Here is a 21669-nt window from a genome sequence, read left to right on the forward strand (position 1 = left end):
AAAGAGAAGCATTCAAACATGGGCATGTCTTATTGCTTGGCGATGCAGGGGATTCAAGATTACGTGAAAAAGAATTGATTAATAACTTGCTGTTAAGGCAAGTGGAAGGGCTTATTTATACCAGTGTTGATCGCCATCCTTATATTGATTTGATTCAATCGTCAGGAACCCCTTGTGTGATGCTTGATAGAGTTGAATCAGGGGAAGGCTTAAGTACTATTCAAGTGAATGAAAAGCTGGCGGCGTATAAAATCACCCATCATTTAATACAGCACGGTTATAAAAATATTGGCATTATCTGCGGGCCTAAAGAAATGCTCAATACGCAAGACCGGCTAGCGGGTTGGCTTAATGCTCTTGAGGGTTCAAGCTTAATAGCCAATCCAAAGTGGATACTTAATGGGGAATATACCCGTGATTGGGGCTATCAAGCTATCCATAAAATGAGCAAAGATGGGCTTCCAGACGCGATTTTTGCCACCAATGAGTTACAGGCGTTCGGTTGCTTAAAAGCGTTAGCAGAATTGAATTTACGTGTTCCCGAAGACATTGCGTTAGTCTGTTTTAATGGCACCATTCAATCTGAATATACTGTTCCATCATTAACCACAGTTCGCCAACCGGTTGATAAAATAGCTGAAAAAGCGATTCAAATTCTACAAAACTGGTCACAAAAGAAAGCATTATACGAAGTTGAATTTGAACTACAGATCGGGCATTCCTGTGGGTGTAAAACGCGTTAAAATTTTAAATATTTAATTATTTTCAGGGAAATATATGCGTGTAATTATTGATTGTGATCCCGGTAACGGAATTGCAGGTGCAAACGTTGATGATGGGTTAGCACTCGCTCTGGCCATTGCTGCACCTGAAATCAAATTAGAGATGATAACAACCGTATCCGGGAATACACCTAGTGATATTGGGTTTAATGTTGCGAGCCAACTAGTGCGTTCATTAGGGGAAAAAACGCCTGTTTATCGAGGTGCGTCATCAGCACTGATTGAAGCAAGTTTTCCATGGCGTGAACAGCTCGATAATGGCGCCGAAAAATTTGAGTTACAGCATCTTTGGAATGATGTTCCCCGTGTTCAAGCCTTACCTATTGCTGTACCAGAAGCGGCGTTACGTATCGGTGAATTGGTATGTGATAACCCAAATCAGATCACCTTAATTGCAATTGGCCCATTAACCAATATCGCTATGGCGATGCAGCTTTTCCCTGAAATGGCGCAAAAGGTAGCAGAAATCGTCATTATGGGTGCTGTTTTTAATGTGCCTGGTTATTTGAAAGATACTAATTTTGGTTTAGACCCTGAAGCGGCTTATGCAGTGCTCAATAGTGGGGCGAATATCACCTTAGTGCCAATGGATGTGACAGTGCAAACGCAGATGGTACATGCTGATCTGGATAGATTTGCATTACTTAATACCGCGCTCAGTCGTTTTTTAGTCGAAACAATGCGCCCTTGGATTGACTACTCACGCACAACCCGCTACCTACCCGGTTGTTGGATCCATGATGTACTGACGGTTGCATGGTTATTAGATAAAACATTGGTGACTCAAAGCCAGAAACAGGTAGGAATAGAGCTACAAGGTGCATTGCGAGGAAAAAGCTTTTGTTATGACTCTCTGCGTTTACGTGTGGGGATCCCTGAGCCGCAAACAGCACCGATTACTGTCTTACAATCAGTTGATAATCAAGGTTTACTCGACTTGATTTTTAATACAATCAAGCAATATTCGGCAAAGTAATTATCTGAACAAATAGCGCCTGTTGGCGCTATTTCATATCCATATATTACCACTTGCTAGCTGACTGATTTTTGCAGTGAGCCATGAGCAAGGTTTCCTTTGTGGAAAGCGGCATGTCTTGGGGAAATTCGGGCGACTGCTTCTGCTGAGCAAGCGGCATCGACGAGTACAAAACTAGCATCATCACCTTTTGCAGGCCAAACTTGGTTACCTTTATCATCAAGAGGAAGTGTATTGCCCGTCGCGATAGCCAAAGAGCGGGAGAGTGAAAGCTCATCTGGGCGGGTATATAACTGTGCATATAAGTTGGCTTTTTCTAACATATCGCCTAATCCAAATGGAGACCAATGGTCGACGACACTGTCAGTACCGGTCATCACAAATACCCCATTTTGATTCAATATTTTCAGTGGCATATGCAAAGTACCAATAGGAACCGTTGATGCAATGGTAATCTGTTGTTCAGCAAGCTGTTTGGCTATCTTTTCAGCTTGTTCAGGATTGAGTGTTGCTAAAGCAAAGGCATGACTAATTGTGACTTTTCCACGTAAACTGCGGTTCTCATCAACGGTTTTAATCATATATTCAATCGCTGCGAGCCCTGCGGGGCTGGTTTCATGCAGATGAATATCAACACCTTTATTATAATCCAACGCAATTTGGAACATGGTATCAAGGGATTTTTCCATCGCGCCATCTACGTTAGTTGGATCTAAGCCACCGACATAGTGAGCGCCTGCTTGCATCGCTTCACGCATTAATGGCTCTGATTTTGACAGTAATAGCCCATGTTGTGGAAAAGCGACGATTTCACAGGTTAAATCCTGTTGGTGATCGGCTAATACTTGCTGCAAAACCGCTAAATTTTTTAAACCAGATACCGGTTCAATGTTGCAGTGGCTACGTGCAATCGTTGATCCTTTGGATTGGATCAATTTGATCAGCGCATTAGCTCGCTCTTTGGTATAGGGTTGAAGATCTGGCAACATTTTTTGTTCAAGGGCGATCATATCCATAATTGTTTTACCTTCACGGGACTCCGGCGCTTGCCAAGGGCCGCCATAAAAGGTTTTATCTAGGTGGATATGCATGTCGCGAAACGCAGGCAACATCAGCTTGCCTTGGGCGCTATAGGCGTTAATTTCACTATTGGCATGTTGTTTGTTTGGTAAAATAGCGACGACTTTACCATCATTGATTTCAATGGTTTGTAATGCGGTTTTAGTCCCAATTACGGTTGCATCGCGGTAATTAAAACCGGTTTCAAGTAAAGCATCATCAAGATAATAGTGTTTATCGGTAATGCTCGAAATACCACGACTTTGTAAGGATTGATTTGTTTCGGCTGAAGCGATACCGGATACCGCACCAAATAAGGTGCAAGCGGCAGCAACTTTAGCGCTGGTTGAAAGGAACTCTCTTCTGCCTGATGGTAAATCTGCTTTCATAGAAACTCCTTGCTTGTCTTTTTGATACTTCACGCCGCGAGTGAGTATAGGCAGCGTAAAGTATGATGAAAAATTTAGCCTTGAATAATATGTGTTCCTGTTTCACCGCGTAATGCCGCGGGGAGTTTTTCAGGTGTAGTAATAATCACGCGCTTACCGCCATTGGCAATAAATGACAGACTGGCTTCAATCTTTGGTAACATGCTGCCCGCAGGAAAATGACCTTCTTCCATATAACGCTGCATATCGGTTGTGGTGGTTTCGCCAAGGGCTTTTTGCTCAGGTTTACCAAAGTGAATACATACCTTTTCAACACCGGTTGTGATAATCAAAATATCGGCTTGTAACTCTTTCGCCAGTAATGTGGTGGAGAGGTCTTTATCAATCACCGCATCAACACTTTGGTAGCCACCATTCCCGTTACTGATAACCGGAATTCCACCGCCACCCGCAGCGACAACAACATAGTCATGTTCGGTGAGGGTACGGATTGCACTCGATTCAACAACACGCTTTGGCTCAGGTGATGCAACAACACGGCGATAGCCTCGGCCAGAGTCTTCAACAAAATGCCAATCTGGATTCGCTAGCTTTAATTCGTCAGCTTGTTCTTTGGTGAAAAATGCGCCAATAGGCTTCGTTGGAGCACTAAAGTTAGGGTCGTTTTTATCAACCTCAACTTGTGTTATTACTGTGATTGCTTGGCGATTATGGCGTTTAGCAAGCACATTGGTTAGTGCTTGCTGGACTAAGTAACCAATACCGCCTTGGGTATCTGCGACACAGTTAGCTAAAGGGGTGAGTGGTAAGCCTTCGACGGAATGTGCAATTTCAGCACGGCGTAGGTCAAGACCGACTTGAGGGCCATTTCCATGAGTCAAAACAATGTTGTAGTTGCCTTCAAGCATATCGCCAATATGCAGTGCGACTTCTTGCAGTGCTTTTTCTTGAGCGTCGATAGACTGGCTGTTGTTATCCTTAATAATACTGTTGCCCCCGATGGCAACAACCACGAGTTCTTTCATTGTTATATATCCTGATACAGAGGGTTTTAGCTAATGGGTCGGTGCGCTATTTTGACTATAAGCACACCGACTATTAAAGGCTGGCTTGATTACGCTGATTTACTGATTTTTTCAGCATTTTCAGATTGTTGTTCTTCTACTGATTTACGGCTATCTAAAAAGTGTTTTAGTACAAACAAAGCCGCCATCATGAGGTAAGCGTAGACAAACATCAAGGTTGGACCCGTTGCAATTCCAACCGCAGGTGAATGGATAATACCGAAGAATACCAGTACTGCACCTACCGCTGCGGCAATTGCCCCGCGTAGTGGTTGATTCAAGATTGCGAAGATGGCAATACAACCCCATAGCATACTTGCGAGCGGTGCGCCGTTACCTAAGTGAACAAGGCCTTGATAGTAAACACCTTTGTGCAATAACGTATCGAGACCGATAGCACTTGCAGAAGTCCCTGCTGCACCCATCACACTATTTACCATCGTCAGCGCCCAGTTGGCTATCCATGGGAATAGACAAATAAAGATAACAGGCACTTCATTTTTCGGTGTTTCCCTCACCACTTGGTTTGCGGTGACAACCCCGATAAATACCAGAATCGGTACAATAGCGGTCATCGGGATAATCGCTAACATAAAGGCGCCGATACCGAACAATGGTACGATAAACATGGTAATACCGGATGCTAAGGTATAACCCACACTTGCGCCCATCGCTTTCCAACCTGCGTGCCCTACATAGACAGTAACAGGGAATGGGTTACCCATGAAGCAACCAACTGTTGAAGATAAACCGTTAGCTAACATGACTTTACGTGTGTTGTATTCATCACCAGCAGCGTGAGCACTTTCGATATTTTCAAGGTCAAAGATATAGTTTGCTAAGCCCAGAGGAACCGCAGAGGCTAAATAAGGCAGCGCATGAGGTAAACCTTGGAGGAAACTGTCAATATGAACCCCTGGTGGGTTAAAACCAATTGATGTCATTGAATCTTTAATTGCTTCAGGGCTTTGTAGACCTGAAACCCATGCCAATACGGTACCTGCGATAAGCAGTAATAAACCAGTTGGAACGCGAGCAAAGATAGGTTTTTTACCGAACCAGTTAATGAAGATTAACAGTAATACGATGAAGGAAACGGTTGGTGCTTCAAATGCTTGTAGCATTGGGTTCATTGCAAGTAATAATAACCCAAGTCCAGAAAGACAGGATAATAGTACGGTGCGAGGGATCATCTTACGGATGGTTTCACCTAAGAATGAACCACCAACAAGGATCATTGCCTCAACAAAGCACCAAACAAGCGCGATTTGAATCGCAAATTCAGCATCCTGTGTAGTTTGGTACACCGGCATAATAACTAAGAAAGTGACGGTGAAAATAGAAGGGGCGCTAGGTCCTGATGGTAACGCAGTAACATCATTACGACCCGTTTGTTTGATCATCTGCTGACCAAAGTAGGCATAGCTAATACTGGCAAGCAAAACAGCAAAACCAAAAGCAGGTGCAATACGACCGTAAACAATTTCAGATGGAATACCAACAACAAAAATCAGTAACCCCATCATAGTGAGCAAGTTAGTAAGGTTATTGGTCATCAACCCAAAGTAGGCCGCCAAGTCCCCGCGTTTCCATTTGATATTTAGTAGACTCATATTTATTTCCCCCATCATACCCGTCCATCCCCGTCATACTTTGAGCTGCAACTACGTTAACTGCTCTCAGCTACCCGAGTCACATACTTGTGTATGCTTCTCGGGATATCTTCGTTTGTCGCCTTGCTGCAACTCAAATTATTTAGGGTATGTCCCACGACACTTTGAGTTTCAAGGTTTCTCACCTGACTAAAATTCAAAGTACTTAAGGTATTCCCCGTTATACTCGATGTTGCAGTATTAACTATGGCTCATTTATGACGTTTATTAATCAGGGTATATGTCGCTTTATATTTATTTTTCTTGCCCAACCGAAGTTGGGCGTTATTTTTTCATGGTTGGAAACTAGGCGTATTTTGCCGCGTAAGACAGCATCGCTTTTTCAAAGCACTCAAACGGTGGATGGACAATACCGGCACCAATCATGCCGATACCTGCATCTTTATGGGCAATCGCAGTATTGATGACCGGAAGGATGCCGCTGGCAGAAACCTTCGTAATATCAATGGCAGTAGGAATTCCCATAAAGCCAAGTAGTGGAATAGTGACGTTCGGGTTTTCACCAAGGGTGATTTCACGCATTTGACGCGAGAAATCTACCGCCTCATCAACTGTTCCGCCGACAAGGGCCACAATCGCAGGGGCTGTTGCCATCGCGAAGCCACCGATACCATAGGTTTCTGTAATCGCGGAGTCACCGATATCTAAACCGGAATCTTCCGGCTTATAACCGGCAAACATTGGGCCGATAACTTGTTGGGCTGGGCCTGTAAACCAATGACCCGGTAATCCACTGATACGTAAACCAAACTCATAACCATTACGTGCCATGGTCGTGACAACGGTGCTGTATTCGATACCGTGTGCAGCATCCATCGAGGCTTTACACATCGCCATCCATGTTGGACCAGAGAAGTAATCACTGCTTGCCACAAAATCAAACACTTCTTTTTGTTGAGCCACAGAAAAGTTAGTTTGGATCAGACCCGTGGTTAATGCTTGGATAAGTAGTGTGGTGCCTGCATTGTTACGGTTATGGCACTCATCACCCATATGCAGGGCTTGCGCTAACATTAAACGTAAATCAATTTCGCCGATAATTTTCATCGCATCACGTAGCATTGGGCCTAATACATCACGCATCCAATTTAAACGGTCGATAACACTTTGGTCATTGGCACCCATACGCAGAATTTTTGCCATTTGCTCACTGAGGTTAGTGAACGCACGGTTGCCATAGGTTTTGTTCTCAACGATATGCATAAACATTGAGGCAGAGGTCACACCGGCCATTGAACCTACACAGTCATGTTCATGGCAAGGTGAAAAAATAATTTCGTCAGATGCGGCGACACGTTCTGCATCGGCTAAGTCTTTTGCTAACCCTTCAAAGACTAGCGCACCGGTAACCGCACCACGCATTGCACCGCACATGTCTTTCCACTCAATCGGAGGGCCTGCGTGCAAAATCGTATTTTTGGTCATTCCGGGTACGACGTTAATCGCTTGGTCATAACCAATCAGTACCGGTTGGGATTGAATAATGCGCTCAAGTGCTTGAGTATTGGCGGCTGCAATTTTTTCTTGTAGCGATGCATTACTTTCAATTTTATCTAATGCACGGATAACGTCGACGTTGCCTTGGCCTGGCGGCGTCCAGTTTAAATGTGTGACGGGAACATGTTGTTTTTTCAGGTCATCACTGAACATTTCGATGCCCACATTGATAACATTCAATGGTTGTTTAAATAATGAAGTCATTATGCTTTCTCCCCTTTCCAGACAAACTCGCGTCCTAATAAACCGGTATTGGTGCTGCTACTTGCCCAAATGACATCCGCATCAGTCAGCATTTTGACCTGTGCATCCATTGATGGTGTGTCTTGGTCAGTACCCAGCACGTAGCCTAAGATGATCAGTTCACGACCATCTTGCTTAGCAATGTTTTTCGCTTCTTTGATGGCATCAATCATTACGCCGACAGGGTCTTCGTGTGAACCGTAGCCAAGAACAAAGTCCATCATGATGACACCTACTTCGGGGTCACGAGCTTCTTGTAATAAACGGCCAATACGGTTAGTTGGGTCGATCATTGGGTGTGGTTTACCATTGGTAAAATCATCATCCCCAAAATCTAAGAAGGTATGAGCGATGCTTTTATTAACGTCTTTTAAGCGATAGTCAGGGTTTGGTTGAATGTTGCTGTAAACATCGTCATATTTTTCGAGTGCAGCAAACATGGCTTCATCACATAAGGTTCCGCCACAGAACAGCCCGCGAATATATTTTTGTTCAGGTTTGAGTTTAGGACGAACTTCTTCAATTAATGGCCAATTGAGTGCATGTAAATTTAAATCTTCTTTTTTCAGACCGGCGAGCAATACAGCTTTCAGCGCAGCTTCTTTGGTGGCTTGAGCAAAGGTTAAGCCCGGCTTGTCTTCGGGTAACGGCTGGCTACCAAGGAAACAAACAACCACTGGTTTATGGCATTTCTCTGCTTGCTCTAATACTTTTTTGGCAACGGAAGGTGCTGGTGGCTTAGAAACGAGCACGATGACTTGTGTTTCATCATCTGCATCAAGCATTTTGATTGCATCAATCATCATGATGCCACCAATTTTCTCACTGAGATCGCGGCCGCCCGTTCCAATTAACTGGGAAATGCCGGCACCAAATTCGTGAATACGTACACTAAGTTCTTGGCTACCTGTGCCGGATGCACCGATAATCCCAATATTGCCACGGCGAACGCTGTTACCGAAACATAATGCAGTGCCATTGATAATGGCAGTACCACAATCAGGCCCCATCATTAATAAACCTTTACTACTGGCTAATTTTTTCAGTGCTAACTCATCTTCAACAGAAACGTTATCTGAGAACAACATCACATTAAGGTCGTTTTCTAATGCGATACGCGCTTCACGTGCTGCAAACTGACCATTAACTGAAATCACAGCAAGGTTGCTGTCGGGAATGTGTGTTTTTGCTGAATTTAAGGTAGCGTATTTGGCTTCATGTGAGCCGCCACCTTGATTTTTCTTATTAAATAAATCTTCGATAGCAATTAAACTTGCATCGTTTGCCTCATCGCTTGGGCCTTTAATGACAATCATTAAATCGCCATTTTTGGCTTCTTCTAGTTCAGGCGTCAGGAGCCCGAGATTTCTGAGTACGCCTTTATTCATCTCGGTTGCCATTGCCACAAAGGCTTGCTCAACATTGTCGAGCTGGTTTGCTTTTGTGGAAATAGACATCAGTGACACAGAATCAAAATAAGTATTCTTTTTTATGACAACTTTAGTCGACATATCTTTCTCCGAAATAATGGGTGAGGTACAGAGCATCGCGAATGCCAAATAGCATGTCGCTGCCTGAACTGGACCCGATATTTAAAATAGCTAAAAACTGCGAATAAATTTCTGTTTCTTTAGCATCAACTAATGACTGGATCAGTTGGTGCATGTTCTCGCGATATTCATGATTTAGGGCTTTTTCTAAGGTAATGGCACTAATGGGCGTTGTTCTTTCCTTGCTTTGGGTAATACCTTGATAGAACTCAGGGTAAAATAAATAAGCAGGGTGATTTTTCAATAATAAGAACGCCATAAGACCCACTAAATAATCATCCCCAGAAGGTGTAAGCCCGATACCTAGCCCAATAAATTGGTTAATGGTGCTAACTAAATGTTGATGTTCTTGTTTTTCTAATGACCTAATTAAACGTGTACGAAGCTGATTTAATTTCTCCGAGGAGGATAAGTAAAAGACGTTATCTCCTTGGTAATTAAATAGGGAGCTTTCATTGCTATTTAAAATCAAATCTAATGTCTTTAACTGATTACGTAAAAATAGCTGATAATCTTTTTTTTCTATTTTGTCAGGGGTAAATTCAATAATAGGCTGTTGCCATTGCTTACATAATGAGAAAGAAAGTAAATAACACTCACCAATCGCAATGTCTTTATCTAATAAATAAAAAGAGTCACCACTCTTTATATTTAAAAGAGAAAAATCTTTATTTAATAGTCGGCAGCTATTAGGTGCATTATCTAAAGGAGAGCTCAGTAAAGTAAAAAGGCGATTATCAATAGAAATATTAATAGCCTTATTAAATACTTGTTCTACTTTTCCTGAAAGCTGCGGCTGATTTAAAAGATTAAGAAAATGAGTATCAGCCGTTAATCCATATAATATTTGCCGATGAGACGTGAGTGTATTCACAGTTCTCCTTACTGATTATTATGCTCCCGCAGCAACCAGTAACTCAGCGATTTCGTTATAACCTTTCTCACGAGCTAACTCTAAAGGTTTTTTTCCATATTTATCAGTCATGTGTGGGTTTGCACCATGATCTAATAATAATTTAACGATTTGTTGTTGTTTCTCTCCACCATCATTAAGAACAATAGCTTCGAGTAAAGGGGTCCATCCAACAAAGTTAGTGTGGTTAACATTAATTTCTGTTTTTTCAAGCAGTTCACGTACAATTTCGACGTGACCTTTTTCACTTGCTGGTGTAATACCAATGCCACCAAAACGTGAAAGTACGTCAAGATCAGGGTTAGCCGGTAATACAATACGCAATAGCGTTAAATCGTTATTTAGGCAGCTCAGTAGGAAAGGGTTAAAGCAGGTTTGGTCTTGTTTATTAATATCTGCACCTGCATTAATTAAAAAGGAAACACACTCATAGTGTTTATTAAGACTTGCATTAACAATAGCGGTACGGCCTTGACGATTAGTAACATTAATATCCACACCTTTTCCAAGGCAATCTTTTAATATTTCTAATTGACCTTGTTCTGCGGCGGATAAGAATTCTTGACTTAATGTGCTGGCTGTCATGGACTTCCCCTTAATAGGTTATTTGAATTAATTTCATTATAACCAAAATAAATAAAGACAATTTATGATGATTAGAGCATAGCAATAGTTCTGAATAAAAAGAATCCATTTAAATTTAATTCATCAATAGAGTGATCAATTGTTGAATGAAATTCAATAATCAGGTTTTTTTGTGCGTGGAAGCATTGTTTTTTGCGCTTTTTTGATGTTTTATGACCATTTTTTAATCAAAATGGGGCAATGTTTTTTATGAATTCACCTACAGATAAATGATTTGATCAATTCTGTGATGCAGTTCAAATTGAACATGTTTTAAATGTTAATATTGTGATATTTTTGATCTAAATTAATGATAATGTTAAAACAGTGTTTGGGTATTTAATTCAATAATATTAAGTATTTTGAATATTAATAGCACTTTTAATTAAAATGCGAGTTTGATGAATTAAAACTAATTAAATTAAACATGCTGTCATTACAAATATTTCTGTTAACCTATAATAAATAGGTTGAAAAACAGTCTATTATTTAGGCTATTGAATTTTATTCACAGATATACCCGTCATACTTCAAATTGCAGGGTTGTTGACTACACTCAGCGAGTCAAGTCACATAGTTCATCTATGTTCCCTGACTCTCTTCGCTTGCCGCCTACCTGCAACTCGAATTATTTTGGGTATACCCGTTATAGATTTCAAAATTTTAAAGCATAAAAATTTTATTTGATTACTTTTTGTTCAACTTGGGAATAAAGCGATGAACTCGATTTTTACCGAAGAGAATTTACTGACTTACACAACAGCGGCGAAATTTGCGAGTTTTAGTAAAGCGGCTGAAGAATTAGGTATAACAACCTCGGCGGTGAGTTATACCATCAAACGTATTGAAACTTATTTAGATGTCGCACTATTTATTCGTGATACACGCAATATTGAGCTAACTGAAGCCGGATATTATTTTTATCGTAAAGCGACTGATTTACTTAATAATTTTCATCTGATCAAAAAAAGTATTTACTCTATTGAGCAAGGAATTGAAGCTCGAGTTCGTATTTGTATTAATCAATTATTGTATACCCCTTATCACACGGCAAAGTTGCTCCAAATATTGAAAAAACAATTTCCAACCTGCCAAATTACCGTGACAACCGAAGTGTATAATGGGGTGTGGGATGCAATTATTAATAACCTTTCAGATATTGCCATTGGTGCGCCGGGCACATTAATGGATGGCGGCGGTATTGATTACACCGAAATTGGTGCTATTCATTGGCAATTTGCGATAGCCGCAACTCACCCATTAGCGTTAATGCCAGAACCTATCGCAGAGAGCCAACTGCGTTTGTACCCCAATATTATGGTGGAAGATACGGCACACACCATTAATAAGCGAGTAGGATGGTTATTACATGGGCAAGAGGCCATTCAGGTGCCTGACTTTAATACTAAATGCCAATGCCAGATATTAGGTGAAGGGATCGGATTTCTGCCAGATTATATGGTGAAAGAGCATGTGAAGAATGGTTTGTTAATTAACAAACAAATCCAAAACCCGAGACAAGACTCCCATATGCTATTGGCCACACAGCACTCCGCGACGGGGCTGGTGACTCAGTGGATTAGAAAAGAATTTGCCGATAATGGAATTTTAACTCGCCTTTATAGTGACTTACTAAAACCGATAAGCTAAATAGCAGCCTTATGGCTGCTCAGTGGCAATATCCAGTGCTTTATCAATCGCATCAGGGATCACGCTGCCATGGCTCTTACCGTCGAATAAGGTGAAGTGACAGGTTCGATTATGGCTTTGAATTTCAGTGCATATTTGACGAGTACTGATCCAGCTTTTTCGCGTTTGGTAATTTTGTTTTTGTTCGTCAGTTAAACGTGATAAATCAGGTTTTTCTTCTAATCCCCCCAATGTGATAAAAATAGGGGATGCAGTTTGCTGATCCGTTAGCTTTGATAAATCAACCATTTCGCCTTTACCCCACCACAATGATGGACTCGCCGAGACAAAATTTTGAAATGCGTTAGGATGGTTTTGATACGCCATCAAGGCAAATAGCCCGCCAAATGAATGTCCAAATAGTGTTTGTTTTTGTTTATCAATAGGAAATTGCTGTTCAGCCCATGGGCGAATAGTCTCGCTTAAAAATTGATACAGAGCAGGCGACCCACCACCTTGTTTAAACTCATCCCCTGAAACGGGCGGGGTGTAGTCATAGGTGCGCAATTGTTTTGGAAAAGCTTCATTAACCGGGTAGCCAATACCAATAATGATAGGTAAGGCATTCACCGGCAATTTTTCTACCGCTTTATTGACGACGTTTGGATACAGCCCATTACCATCAAGCATATACAGAACAGGGCGCTTTGCGGTGACATTGAAAGGGACTGCACTATAAATGCGTAATGCCCGCTCGCCATACTGCATATCGGTTTGTTGAATATCATAAAATTGGCTGACATGGTCATCTAGGCTAGGGATGGTTTGGCTGGGGCGTGCAAATGCACTCGTTGCCATACATAACAATAAGCTGGGGATTAGTAATTTATTCATTTGGCTTCAATGTGCTGCGGGTAGACAAAACAGTATACCCGCATCCGTGATTAAGTTGATGAAAAATTAGAAGCTGACGTTGACGTTCGCCCAATAACGGCGACCATCTTCAACATCCCAGTTTCCACCGCCTTCTGCGTCAATTTTAGGACCCTTTTCATTTGCGATATTCAGCACAGCAAAGTTAAGTTTAGTATTCTTAAATAGCTGATAAGTCGTACCGACATCCATAGTGGTATAGCCGCTACGATAACGAGGCACTTTTGCGCCATTTCGTTGAGCCGCCCACACTTGTTCACCAGTATATTGTGCACGAGTATACAGATTAAGGTCTTCGTTAAACTGCCAATCTAATTTTGCGTTAGCCATATGTTTTGGTGTTTTATCCAGCGCATAGCCTTTGAGTGACATACCATTACCTAATTTTTCATCATCACTTTTACGCTCTGAATCGGTATAGGTATAGTTTAGGCTGAGTTTCCAATCTTGAGCGATGGGAATACCGGTTGCCACTTCGACACCCTTGATATTAGCTTTACCCACGTTGTCATAAGTGTAGAGATTTAAACCTGTGATAGGATCCGGTTTACCTGTGTAATAGCTGGTTAATTTGTTTTTAAAATCAGTGTTAAAGAAAGTTAAGCTGGCATCAAATCCCGATTCATGGTTATAGGCAATACTAATTTCTTCACTAACACTTTTTTCAGGCTTCAGGTCAGAATTACCATAGATAATACCCGCTCCTTTTTCTGTTGAAGTTCCATAATTTGAACTAACTTCACGTAATGTTGGCGCTCGGAAAGCGGAGGAAATACCGCCTTTAATGGTAATTTCATCGGTAAGATAGTAAACCGCGTAACCTCTTGGGTTCCAATGATTGCCGTAAAACTCATGGTGGTCTAAGCGTAACCCACCCGTTAATATCAGGTTTTCAGTCGCAGTAAATTCATCTTCTAGGAAGAAAGCGTGCTGATCCGCAGTCAGTTTTACATTTTCGGTGCTTTTAGCCCCTGTGGCGGAAGTGTCTTTTAATTTAGCGTGTTGGAATTGGCCACCGACAGTTAAGATATTATCTGGTAAAAATGCCACGACTTTCCCATCCACTACCGTATTGGTGATTTCAGGGACGCGAGTTTCATAAGCAAGGTTATAAACACCGGTCTTTCCAATTTCCTTTTCTGACTTAGTATTACGCTTTGTTTCTTCTTGATAAATACTTATTTCCGTATTTACGATATCCCAATCACCTTTATAGGTCAGGGCGATATGGTTACGGTCGTTATGTATTTCGGATTTGGTATTCTTTCTTGGTTTGCCGTTAAAATCACTCGTTGGAGAGAGTGATTTACCTGGCGTAGAATCTCTTTCTTGTGTAGTCCTTCCTGCTTCTAATAAGAAAGTTTGGTTATCCCATGGGGTATAAGTGAACTTGGCCGTCAAACTCTTATTATCTTTTTTATTATGCCCATCAATAATTTTATCTTCTTGGCGATAATCGCCGCCACCATATAATTGCAAGCCTAATTTATCTTGGATCAGTGGACCAGATAGATAGAAATTACCATCGGTTGAGTTACCGCTGTCACTATTTTCTTGCAAGATGCCGCCGGTTGAGACGCTACCGTGCCATTCATTGGTGACCTTTTTGGTGATGATATTGATAACACCACCCATCGCATCTGAACCATACAGGGAAGACATAGGTCCACGGATCACTTCGATGCGTTCAATTGCTTCGACCGGTGGCATAAAGCCAGCCTCAAAACCACCGCTACCGTTAGGACGAGATTCGCGGCTATTTTGGCGACGGCCATCGACTAAAATTAGCGTGTATTCGCCGGGTAATCCACGAATATTGATATCTTGTTTGTTGGCGCTACCAACAACACTGACACCTTCAACATCTTTAACAGCATCAGCTAAATCACGAACGGGTTTATTTTGTAGTTGTTCCGCGGTGATAACCGTCACGCTAGCCGGCGCATCACGTAATTGCTGTGAGTAACCGGATGCACTGACGACCATGGTATCTGAGTTTTCTGCGGCTGTGGTACTAAAGGCAGTGAGTGCGGTGCAAACACCTGCGGCAAGGAGTGTGTAGTGAAATTGCGAAGTCATAATAATCCCTAGAAATATAAATGATAATAATAATTATATAGCTTATCAATACTATCACTGAACTAGGCTAAAAATAAATAATTGGCTTGCTAATTTTGGTCAATATTTGATCTCGAATAAGGATATCCCAGTGCTTTGAAGGGGGAAGGTTATAGGCAGTAAATGTCAGGGCATTATCAATAATCAACTGCGTATTACGATACTAAGGCTTTTTAAGGTCTATGCGCAGTTAAATGCCAAGTTTTACAGGGGTAATTTAAATCGATGGTTAATCCCACAATATTTTCGATGGAAAATGATTTACTTGTAAATATTGCTTAAGGGATCAAAAATGGCGATTTATATGAATCAGTCAAGGATAAGATATGGCAATAGGATTCTTTTTACGAGTAGGAGATAAGACAAGTTGTGGTGGCCAAATTTTAACAGGTGACCAGACCATGCAATGGTATGGCGTTGCTGGCGCTCGAGAGGGTGATATTGTCAGCTGTGGTAAACATTCCGGTAAATATCATATTATCGGGGGGATCAGTAGCATGTGGCTTGAAGACCGGAAGCATGCTGGGACATTAGAAAGCATCAGCTCTTGTCCTTGTCGTTCTCATTTTATTCCGTCTATTTCCGACAGTTATGCTCCAATGACTGGCAATGAGTCTTTGCCTTATTCTGAATACCAAAACGACACCACCGACAACGATGGTGATAAGGAATTGAACCACTTGATTGAATGTATTCTTGTGGATGAGTTTGGCGTGCCGTTAGCGGATATGCCTTACACCTTAACGGTAGGGAAAAAGGTCATTCGAGAAGGGAGAACGGATTTTAACGGTTACTTTCTGGAAAATAATTTACCGCGAGCCCACGCGACACTTACCCTTCCCGGGCAAACACTGACGGATGAAATGGAAAAGCGCCCCTTGCGAGCATTACGAGGTGAGGCGCATTCGCCCGTCAAGTCGCAAGCTGAGTCCAACGGTTATTTATATCATTATGTCGTGATTGGTGAGTTGTGTGATAATGCGCCGAATATCGCACAATGGGATCAAGCTAAATTTGGGCTACCTTATTACCATTTTCCAAATGACGATGAATTTAACGGATTCGCGTTTAATCGTGAAAATTTTAATCAGTGCAATGTCATTGAAGTCTGTTCCTTTAGAGCATGGTCTTTAGTCCTCAACCACACCCCAAATTACGACATGGTCAATGCCTATAATCTAGGGTTAATGTCACTGCTTGTTTACAAAGATGAAGTGATGGTTGACCCCGAGGAAGTTGAGGACATGCGTGAATTTATCGCCACACCGGATACCACCACCTCGTTTTTCTATCAGCAGTGTTTTGATTTATCTAAAGCCCCCGAAATTAATGACGCGTCTGTGTATCCCGCTATTGTCACTGATGTTCCGTTTAACGAACGCTATCGGCCTGCCATCTTCTTAGACGTTCAACAAGTGGATGCGCCCGAGAAATTCGAACATGACACGCAAATGTTTTTTGTGGCAAACGACACCCAAATCATTGCGGCATGGCGAGGAACCGCCAGTGCGAGAGATGCGCTGACCGACGGCACCTATCGACCGATACCTTGCCCGAAAAATATTCTTTCCACCGACAAAGCCAAAGTACATAAGGGGTTTTTAGAAGCGTATCAGAGTGTTGGAAAGTACTTCTCTAAAAAAATCGAAAAATTGGAAAATAGTGCAGGCCATAAAAATAAAAAATTATATATCTGCGGTCACAGTTTAGGCGGCGCACTCGCGTTGTTACATGCAGCAGAATTAAAAAACAATAACCCGCTTCTTTATACCTATGGTAGCCCGCGTGTTTTCACGGGGAGTGGCGTCAAAGCTTTATCGACATTCACCCATTTTCGTCATGTCAATGATGCTGATACCGTCACCAGCGTGCCGTTTGATACCAACATGGATAACTGGTTATTTGAAGTTTATGGGTTACTCGGTACCATTTTTGGCTTTAGCTGGACATTAGCGACGCTACCGACCATTCCGCTGCAAAAAGCGCTCCCCGATATGGGAGAAGTCTATTATCACCACGGCAATACCGTCAGTTTTTTTGAAGCCAGACAAATTGGTGAACAAAAAATTCTGTCTAAAGGGGGCAGAGAAAATGATTTTGTCGGGAAAAAACGCTGGCGCATGAATGGGGCGTATCAATTTTATTTAGTGCCGAGTCTGGCTAATGGGTTAAATAAGGGACTGGAAAAAGAACAACATGCTTATGTGCAATCCATCAAAGGAGATGCGACTATCTTGGATGAAATTTTCCCGCAAGGGAATAACCCGACATTAGATACCCTCATGACGATGGCAACCGACCACTCGATGAGCAAAAAATACCAAGCGATAATCAATAATCAGTTACTGAGTGTATTAGCGCCGACAAAAACACCAACATTAGGCATATCAAGGCAACGGTTTGGCGAATTAATTCATCATGACGATGCCTACACACTGAATGCTCAGCGAAACATCACGTTTATGACACTCGAACATAAGCTACATGAAAATCTTGCGCAAAACGTCAATCAAAATGAATCATTAAAGCGCGCCCTTTTGCGCTACAAGGAGAGTGTCCGTGAAATTTCCGTATCCTAAACTCGTGCTAGCATCGCTATTCAGTGTTGTTTTTTTATCGGGATGTGCACAAAGTGAGGTGTTTTCACCGCCAGTGAATGGCGAAAGTATGTATTTTACCGCCACCATTCCCGATGAATTAGAAGCGCAACCCCTTTCTGCCATGTATCGCTCTGAAATTTGCCGCAAAGAGCGTCGAAATTCAAGTATGGAATCGTACACGGTTCCGGGTTTTCATAGTGAGAGTTATCCTTTGTCAATCAGACAGTTAAACCAAGTTGAGGTCAACATTCCCAAGGAAGGCGGAGGTAAATGCGACTGGAAACTCAGTAATATTACATTTGAAGTAAAACTGAAAGACCCATCTAAAATAGACGCTTTGATTTCAAAAAACTTTGGGGCGGAGGCGACGTTTGTGATTGATAATAATGCCCCTCAAGTTTTTGATGGAGGTTTTGAAAAAAAATCAGGCGATATCAATGAAACATTAATTTTATTTCCTTTGATTAGCGAGCGATTTATAGGCGGTCATGTTAAACAGTTTTGGTTAATAGCAAAATATGAAACTCTGACCTATAAATTAAAAAATACTAGAAATATCAACGTTATTGTTGATTATAAATCTGATATGAAAAGTTATTGGGTTGGCGCAAAAAAGAAAGGGGAAGATTCTTTTTTGAAATATCCAAATGGCAATATTATTCTTAATTCGGAAATTGAACCTGAATACAAAAAATTGATGCAAATCCTCGAAGCACAAAGCACAGAGCGCTAAATAGCGAACTTGCGATGACGACATTATTGGCAATTTATTTTCGATGCTTGAGAATAAATTGCACAATCATCTTGCACAAAACGTCAATCAAAATGAATCATTAAAGCGTGCACTTTTGCGCTACAGGGAGAGTGTCCGTGAAATTTCCGTATCCTAAACTCGTGTTAGCGCCGCTATTTAGCGTTGTTTTTTTATCTGGATGTGCACAAGGTGAGGTCTTTTCACCGCCGGTGAATAGTGAAAACATTCATTTTACTGCCACTATTCCCGATGAATTAGAAGCGCAACCCCTTTCCGCCATGTATCGCTCTGAAATTTGCCGCAAAGAGCGTCGAAATTCAAGTATGGAATCGTATACGGTTCCGGGTTTTCATCGTGAGAGTTATCCTTTGTCAGTCAGACAGTTAAACCAAGTTGAGGTCAACATCCCCAAGGAAGGCGGAGGTAAATGCGACTGGAAACTCAGTAATATTAAATTTGAAGTGAAACTGAAAGACCCATCTAAAATAGACGCTTTGATTTCAAAAAACTTTGGGGCGGAGGCGACGTTTGTGATTGATAATAATGCCCCTCAAGTTTTTGATGGGGGGTTTGAAAAAAAATCAGGAAGCGTCGATGAAACGCTGATTTTATTTCCTTTGATTAGCGAGCTATTTATCGATGGTCATGTTAAGCAATTTTGGTTAATAGCAAAATATGAAACCCTGACCTATAAATTAAAAAATGCGCAAAATATCAACCTCATTATCGATTATAAGTCTGACATGAAAAGTTATTGGATAAGCGTAAAAAAGAAAGAAGATGGCGCAATGGCAACGCTTATTTACCCTAATGGCGATACAGAGAAAACGAGAGAAATTAAACCTGAATATCAAAAATTGATGCAAATCCTCGAAGCACAGGGCGCCAAATAGCGAATTTGAGATGACCACATTATTGGCAATTTATTTTCGATGCTTGAGAATAAATTGCGCAATAACTTTGCGCAAAACGTCAATCAAAATGAATCATTAAAGCGCGCCCTTTTGCGCTATAAGGAGAGTGCCCGTGAAATTTCCGTATCCTAAATCTGCTGCTTTCCGTGATTGGATACAGAATTTTTTCGATCACTACCAACTCTTTTTTGCGAAAAGCGTCTTCATGAGATGATTTTCAAGACTTAACTCCACAAATGTTTTTTGAATTTGATATTTTCTCTTCAAGCATTTTTAATCGTTTCATTGAATGATGATGCTTTTATGATGCATGGAATTAATGGGAAGGATACTCTATTTATTAATCTAAAATGATGATTAATAATAAGCCAAGTATTGACATATAATGTTGATACTATTATGTATCAACATTATCTATTGGTTTAATTCATCTAATTAAGATAACAAGAAGGTTAATAACATCTTAAATTTATTGTAGATAGAGATTAAAGTGTGTTAGTTATTATTTTGATAAATCAATCATATTTTGATTTTCTATAGTGATATATGCTGATTTATCTATTTGGTCGGAGGTGTTAATTTTTTTAATTAATTGTTTTATTTGATTATTATTATTTTGATTTTTATGACGGACTTAAGGTTATTGATATGAAGTATAAAATCATAGTTAACAATTAACTATCTTAATCTTATTTAAAAATAGATCTCTATTGCTTTCTTAGATAGAGTTCGTAAATATAAGAGATAGAATTGATATTGACCCAGAGAGTTATTATGGATCCAACGATAAATACAACTGAAGATAATCAAAAAACGACAAATGAGAACAAAAGAAAATTTTGGATGATAATTGCATCAATTATCATTGTACTTTTATTTGTTGCTTATGGCGTTTATTGGTTCTTAGTTTTGCGCTTTCAAGAATATACCGATGATGCGTATGTTTCGGGCTTACAGATACCCATTATTGCGCAAACCACCGGGAATGTGACCCAAGTAAACTTTGAAAATACCGATTTAGTTAAAGCGGGTGACGTGTTAGTGGTGTTAGATAAAACGAATGCGAATCTCGCTTTTGAGCAAGCGAAGCATGACCTAGCAACCACCGTGCGCAAAACGAAAGAGTTGTATATTAACGGTGATGAATATCAGGCTCAAATTCAAAAAAATCGTGTATCACTTGCGCAAGCACAGAAAGATTATCAACGCCGTATTGCATTAGGGCGTAGTGGGACGATTTCTAAAGAAGATTTGCAGCATTCGCAAGAAGCGGTGCAATTAGCTCAAGCCGCATTGGATATTTCAATTCAACAATATAATGCGAATCGCGCCTTATTGCGCAATACTGAGCTGAAAAAGCAGCCTGCCATTCAACAAGCCGCAGATAGTGTGCGCAGTGCATGGATTAACCTACAACGTACTGAAATTAAAAGCCCCATGACGGGTTATGTCTCGCGCCGTAACGTGCAAGTTGGCTCCCAAGTCAGCTCACAAAGCTCGTTAATGGCGATTGTGCCTGTTCAACCAGTATGGGTTGATGCTAACTACAAAGAAACCCAATTAGAGAAAGTTCGTATTGGCCAGCCAGTCACCATAAACAGTGATTTTTATGGCGATGATATTATTTATACTGGCACTGTTGTGGGTTTAGATATGGGTACCGGAAGTGCGTTTTCCTTATTACCCGCGCAAAATGCAACAGGTAACTGGATTAAAGTCGTGCAACGATTACCTGTCCGTGTTGAATTAGATCCTGAGCAAGTCGCTAAGCACCCGTTGCGTATCGGGTTATCGATGAATGTCACTATCGATATTAAAGATCAAAATGGCCCTGTTTTAGCCGAGGTTCAAAGGACAACACCTGCATTTGAAAGTGATGTATTAGTGCTGAAATTGAACCAAGTCGATCAGGTTATCGATACTATCATTAACGATAACGCGGATTAGCCCG

At 41.1% G+C, this 21669-nt stretch carries 16 protein-coding genes; 7 read left to right on the plus strand and 9 right to left on the minus strand.

Annotated elements, in window-relative coordinates; translation table 11 throughout:
• Both M998_RS11620 and M998_RS11625 read left to right on the plus strand, forming a co-directional pair.
• A partial coding sequence (locus M998_RS11620; RefSeq protein WP_068908987.1) for a LacI family DNA-binding transcriptional regulator occupies nt 1-743 on the plus strand: 743 nt, incomplete at its 5' end.
• A gap of 34 nt (nt 744-777) precedes the next feature.
• Complete coding sequence (locus tag M998_RS11625; RefSeq protein WP_068438795.1) at nt 778-1758, plus strand: nucleoside hydrolase; 981 nt, start codon at nt 778-780, stop codon at nt 1756-1758.
• A 56-nt stretch (nt 1759-1814) separates the two neighbouring features.
• Here M998_RS11625 and M998_RS11630 read toward each other — a convergent pair whose 3' ends face one another.
• From M998_RS11630 to M998_RS11660, 7 genes are all read right to left on the minus strand, one after another.
• Nucleotides 1815-3206, minus strand: a complete 1392-nt coding sequence (locus M998_RS11630; protein WP_068908989.1) for an amidohydrolase family protein — start codon at nt 3204-3206, stop codon at nt 1815-1817.
• Nucleotides 3207-3280: 74 nt separating this feature from the next.
• Nucleotides 3281-4231, minus strand: a complete 951-nt coding sequence (locus M998_RS11635; RefSeq protein ID WP_068438792.1) for a carbamate kinase family protein — start codon at nt 4229-4231, stop codon at nt 3281-3283.
• A gap of 89 nt (nt 4232-4320) precedes the next feature.
• Nucleotides 4321-5883 (minus strand): xanthine permease, encoded by a 1563-nt coding sequence (locus M998_RS11640; protein WP_068909012.1) that lies wholly within the window; start codon nt 5881-5883, stop codon nt 4321-4323.
• Nucleotides 5884-6228: 345 nt separating this feature from the next.
• The gene (locus M998_RS11645; RefSeq protein ID WP_068908991.1) at nt 6229-7644 is read right to left on the minus strand and encodes a YlbE family protein; all 1416 of its coding nucleotides are present in this window, start codon (nt 7642-7644) and stop codon (nt 6229-6231) included.
• Nucleotides 7644-9194 carry an acyl-CoA synthetase FdrA gene (gene fdrA / locus M998_RS11650; protein WP_068908992.1) on the minus strand — a complete coding sequence of 517 codons (1551 nt, stop codon included), beginning with the start codon at nt 9192-9194 and terminating at the stop codon, nt 7644-7646. The genes M998_RS11645 and fdrA overlap by 1 nt, the downstream gene beginning before the upstream one ends.
• Nucleotides 9184-10107: an oxamate carbamoyltransferase subunit AllH family protein gene (locus M998_RS11655; protein WP_068908994.1), complete on the minus strand. Its 924-nt coding sequence runs from the start codon at nt 10105-10107 to the stop codon at nt 9184-9186. Before M998_RS11655 ends, fdrA begins: the two co-directional genes overlap by 11 nt.
• An 18-nt stretch (nt 10108-10125) precedes the next feature.
• The gene (locus tag M998_RS11660; RefSeq protein ID WP_068438782.1) at nt 10126-10731 is read right to left on the minus strand and encodes an ankyrin repeat domain-containing protein; all 606 of its coding nucleotides are present in this window, start codon (nt 10729-10731) and stop codon (nt 10126-10128) included.
• Nucleotides 10732-11487: 756 nt separating this feature from the next.
• Here M998_RS11660 and M998_RS11665 point away from each other — a divergent pair.
• Nucleotides 11488-12420: a LysR substrate-binding domain-containing protein gene (locus M998_RS11665; protein ID WP_068438781.1), complete on the plus strand. Its 933-nt coding sequence runs from the start codon at nt 11488-11490 to the stop codon at nt 12418-12420.
• Between the two features lie 9 nt (nt 12421-12429).
• On the opposite strand, the gene M998_RS11670 is transcribed toward M998_RS11665, so the two are convergent.
• Together M998_RS11670 and M998_RS11675 are read right to left on the minus strand one after the other, a co-directional pair.
• Nucleotides 12430-13293, minus strand: a complete 864-nt coding sequence (locus tag M998_RS11670; protein ID WP_068908996.1) for an alpha/beta hydrolase — start codon at nt 13291-13293, stop codon at nt 12430-12432.
• A 66-nt stretch (nt 13294-13359) separates the two neighbouring features.
• Nucleotides 13360-15411: a TonB-dependent receptor domain-containing protein gene (locus M998_RS11675; RefSeq protein WP_068908998.1), complete on the minus strand. Its 2052-nt coding sequence runs from the start codon at nt 15409-15411 to the stop codon at nt 13360-13362.
• Nucleotides 15412-15776: 365 nt separating this feature from the next.
• Here M998_RS11675 and M998_RS11680 point away from each other — a divergent pair, with 365 nt between their 5' ends.
• The 4 genes from M998_RS11680 to emrA all read left to right on the plus strand — a co-directional run bounded on the left by M998_RS11680 (nt 15777) and on the right by emrA (nt 21665).
• Nucleotides 15777-18029 (plus strand): Tle2 family T6SS lipase effector, encoded by a 2253-nt coding sequence (locus M998_RS11680; RefSeq protein ID WP_073889924.1) that lies wholly within the window; start codon nt 15777-15779, stop codon nt 18027-18029.
• Nucleotides 18010-18783 carry a hypothetical protein gene (locus M998_RS11685; protein WP_068438776.1) on the plus strand — a complete coding sequence of 258 codons (774 nt, stop codon included), beginning with the start codon at nt 18010-18012 and terminating at the stop codon, nt 18781-18783. Before M998_RS11680 ends, M998_RS11685 begins: the two co-directional genes overlap by 20 nt.
• Nucleotides 18784-18920: 137 nt before the next feature.
• Nucleotides 18921-19697, plus strand: a complete 777-nt coding sequence (locus M998_RS11690) for a hypothetical protein (RefSeq protein WP_068438774.1) — start codon at nt 18921-18923, stop codon at nt 19695-19697.
• Between the two features lie 795 nt (nt 19698-20492).
• Nucleotides 20493-21665 carry a multidrug efflux MFS transporter periplasmic adaptor subunit EmrA gene (gene emrA / locus M998_RS11695; RefSeq protein ID WP_068909000.1) on the plus strand — a complete coding sequence of 391 codons (1173 nt, stop codon included), beginning with the start codon at nt 20493-20495 and terminating at the stop codon, nt 21663-21665.
• The last annotated feature ends 4 nt before the right edge of the window (nt 21666-21669 follow it).

The organism is Providencia heimbachae ATCC 35613, assembly GCF_001655055.1.
GTDB lineage: Bacteria > Pseudomonadota > Gammaproteobacteria > Enterobacterales > Enterobacteriaceae > Providencia > Providencia heimbachae.

Coding starts and splice junctions, on each gene's coding strand:
- M998_RS11635 (WP_068438792.1), bottom strand. CDS start 4,231: ATGAAAGAACTCGTGGTTGTTGCCATCGGGGGCAACAGTATTATTAAG.
- M998_RS11670 (WP_068908996.1), bottom strand. CDS start 13,293: ATGAATAAATTACTAATCCCCAGCTTATTGTTATGTATGGCAACGAGT.
- M998_RS11640 (WP_068909012.1), bottom strand. CDS start 5,883: ATGAGTCTACTAAATATCAAATGGAAACGCGGGGACTTGGCGGCCTAC.
- M998_RS11665 (WP_068438781.1), top strand. CDS start 11,488: ATGAACTCGATTTTTACCGAAGAGAATTTACTGACTTACACAACAGCG.
- M998_RS11625 (WP_068438795.1), top strand. CDS start 778: ATGCGTGTAATTATTGATTGTGATCCCGGTAACGGAATTGCAGGTGCA.
- M998_RS11675 (WP_068908998.1), bottom strand. CDS start 15,411: ATGACTTCGCAATTTCACTACACACTCCTTGCCGCAGGTGTTTGCACC.
- M998_RS11680 (WP_073889924.1), top strand. CDS start 15,777: ATGGCAATAGGATTCTTTTTACGAGTAGGAGATAAGACAAGTTGTGGT.
- M998_RS11645 (WP_068908991.1), bottom strand. CDS start 7,644: ATGACTTCATTATTTAAACAACCATTGAATGTTATCAATGTGGGCATC.
- M998_RS11660 (WP_068438782.1), bottom strand. CDS start 10,731: ATGACAGCCAGCACATTAAGTCAAGAATTCTTATCCGCCGCAGAACAA.
- emrA (WP_068909000.1), top strand. CDS start 20,493: ATGGATCCAACGATAAATACAACTGAAGATAATCAAAAAACGACAAAT.
- fdrA (WP_068908992.1), bottom strand. CDS start 9,194: ATGTCGACTAAAGTTGTCATAAAAAAGAATACTTATTTTGATTCTGTG.
- M998_RS11630 (WP_068908989.1), bottom strand. CDS start 3,206: ATGAAAGCAGATTTACCATCAGGCAGAAGAGAGTTCCTTTCAACCAGC.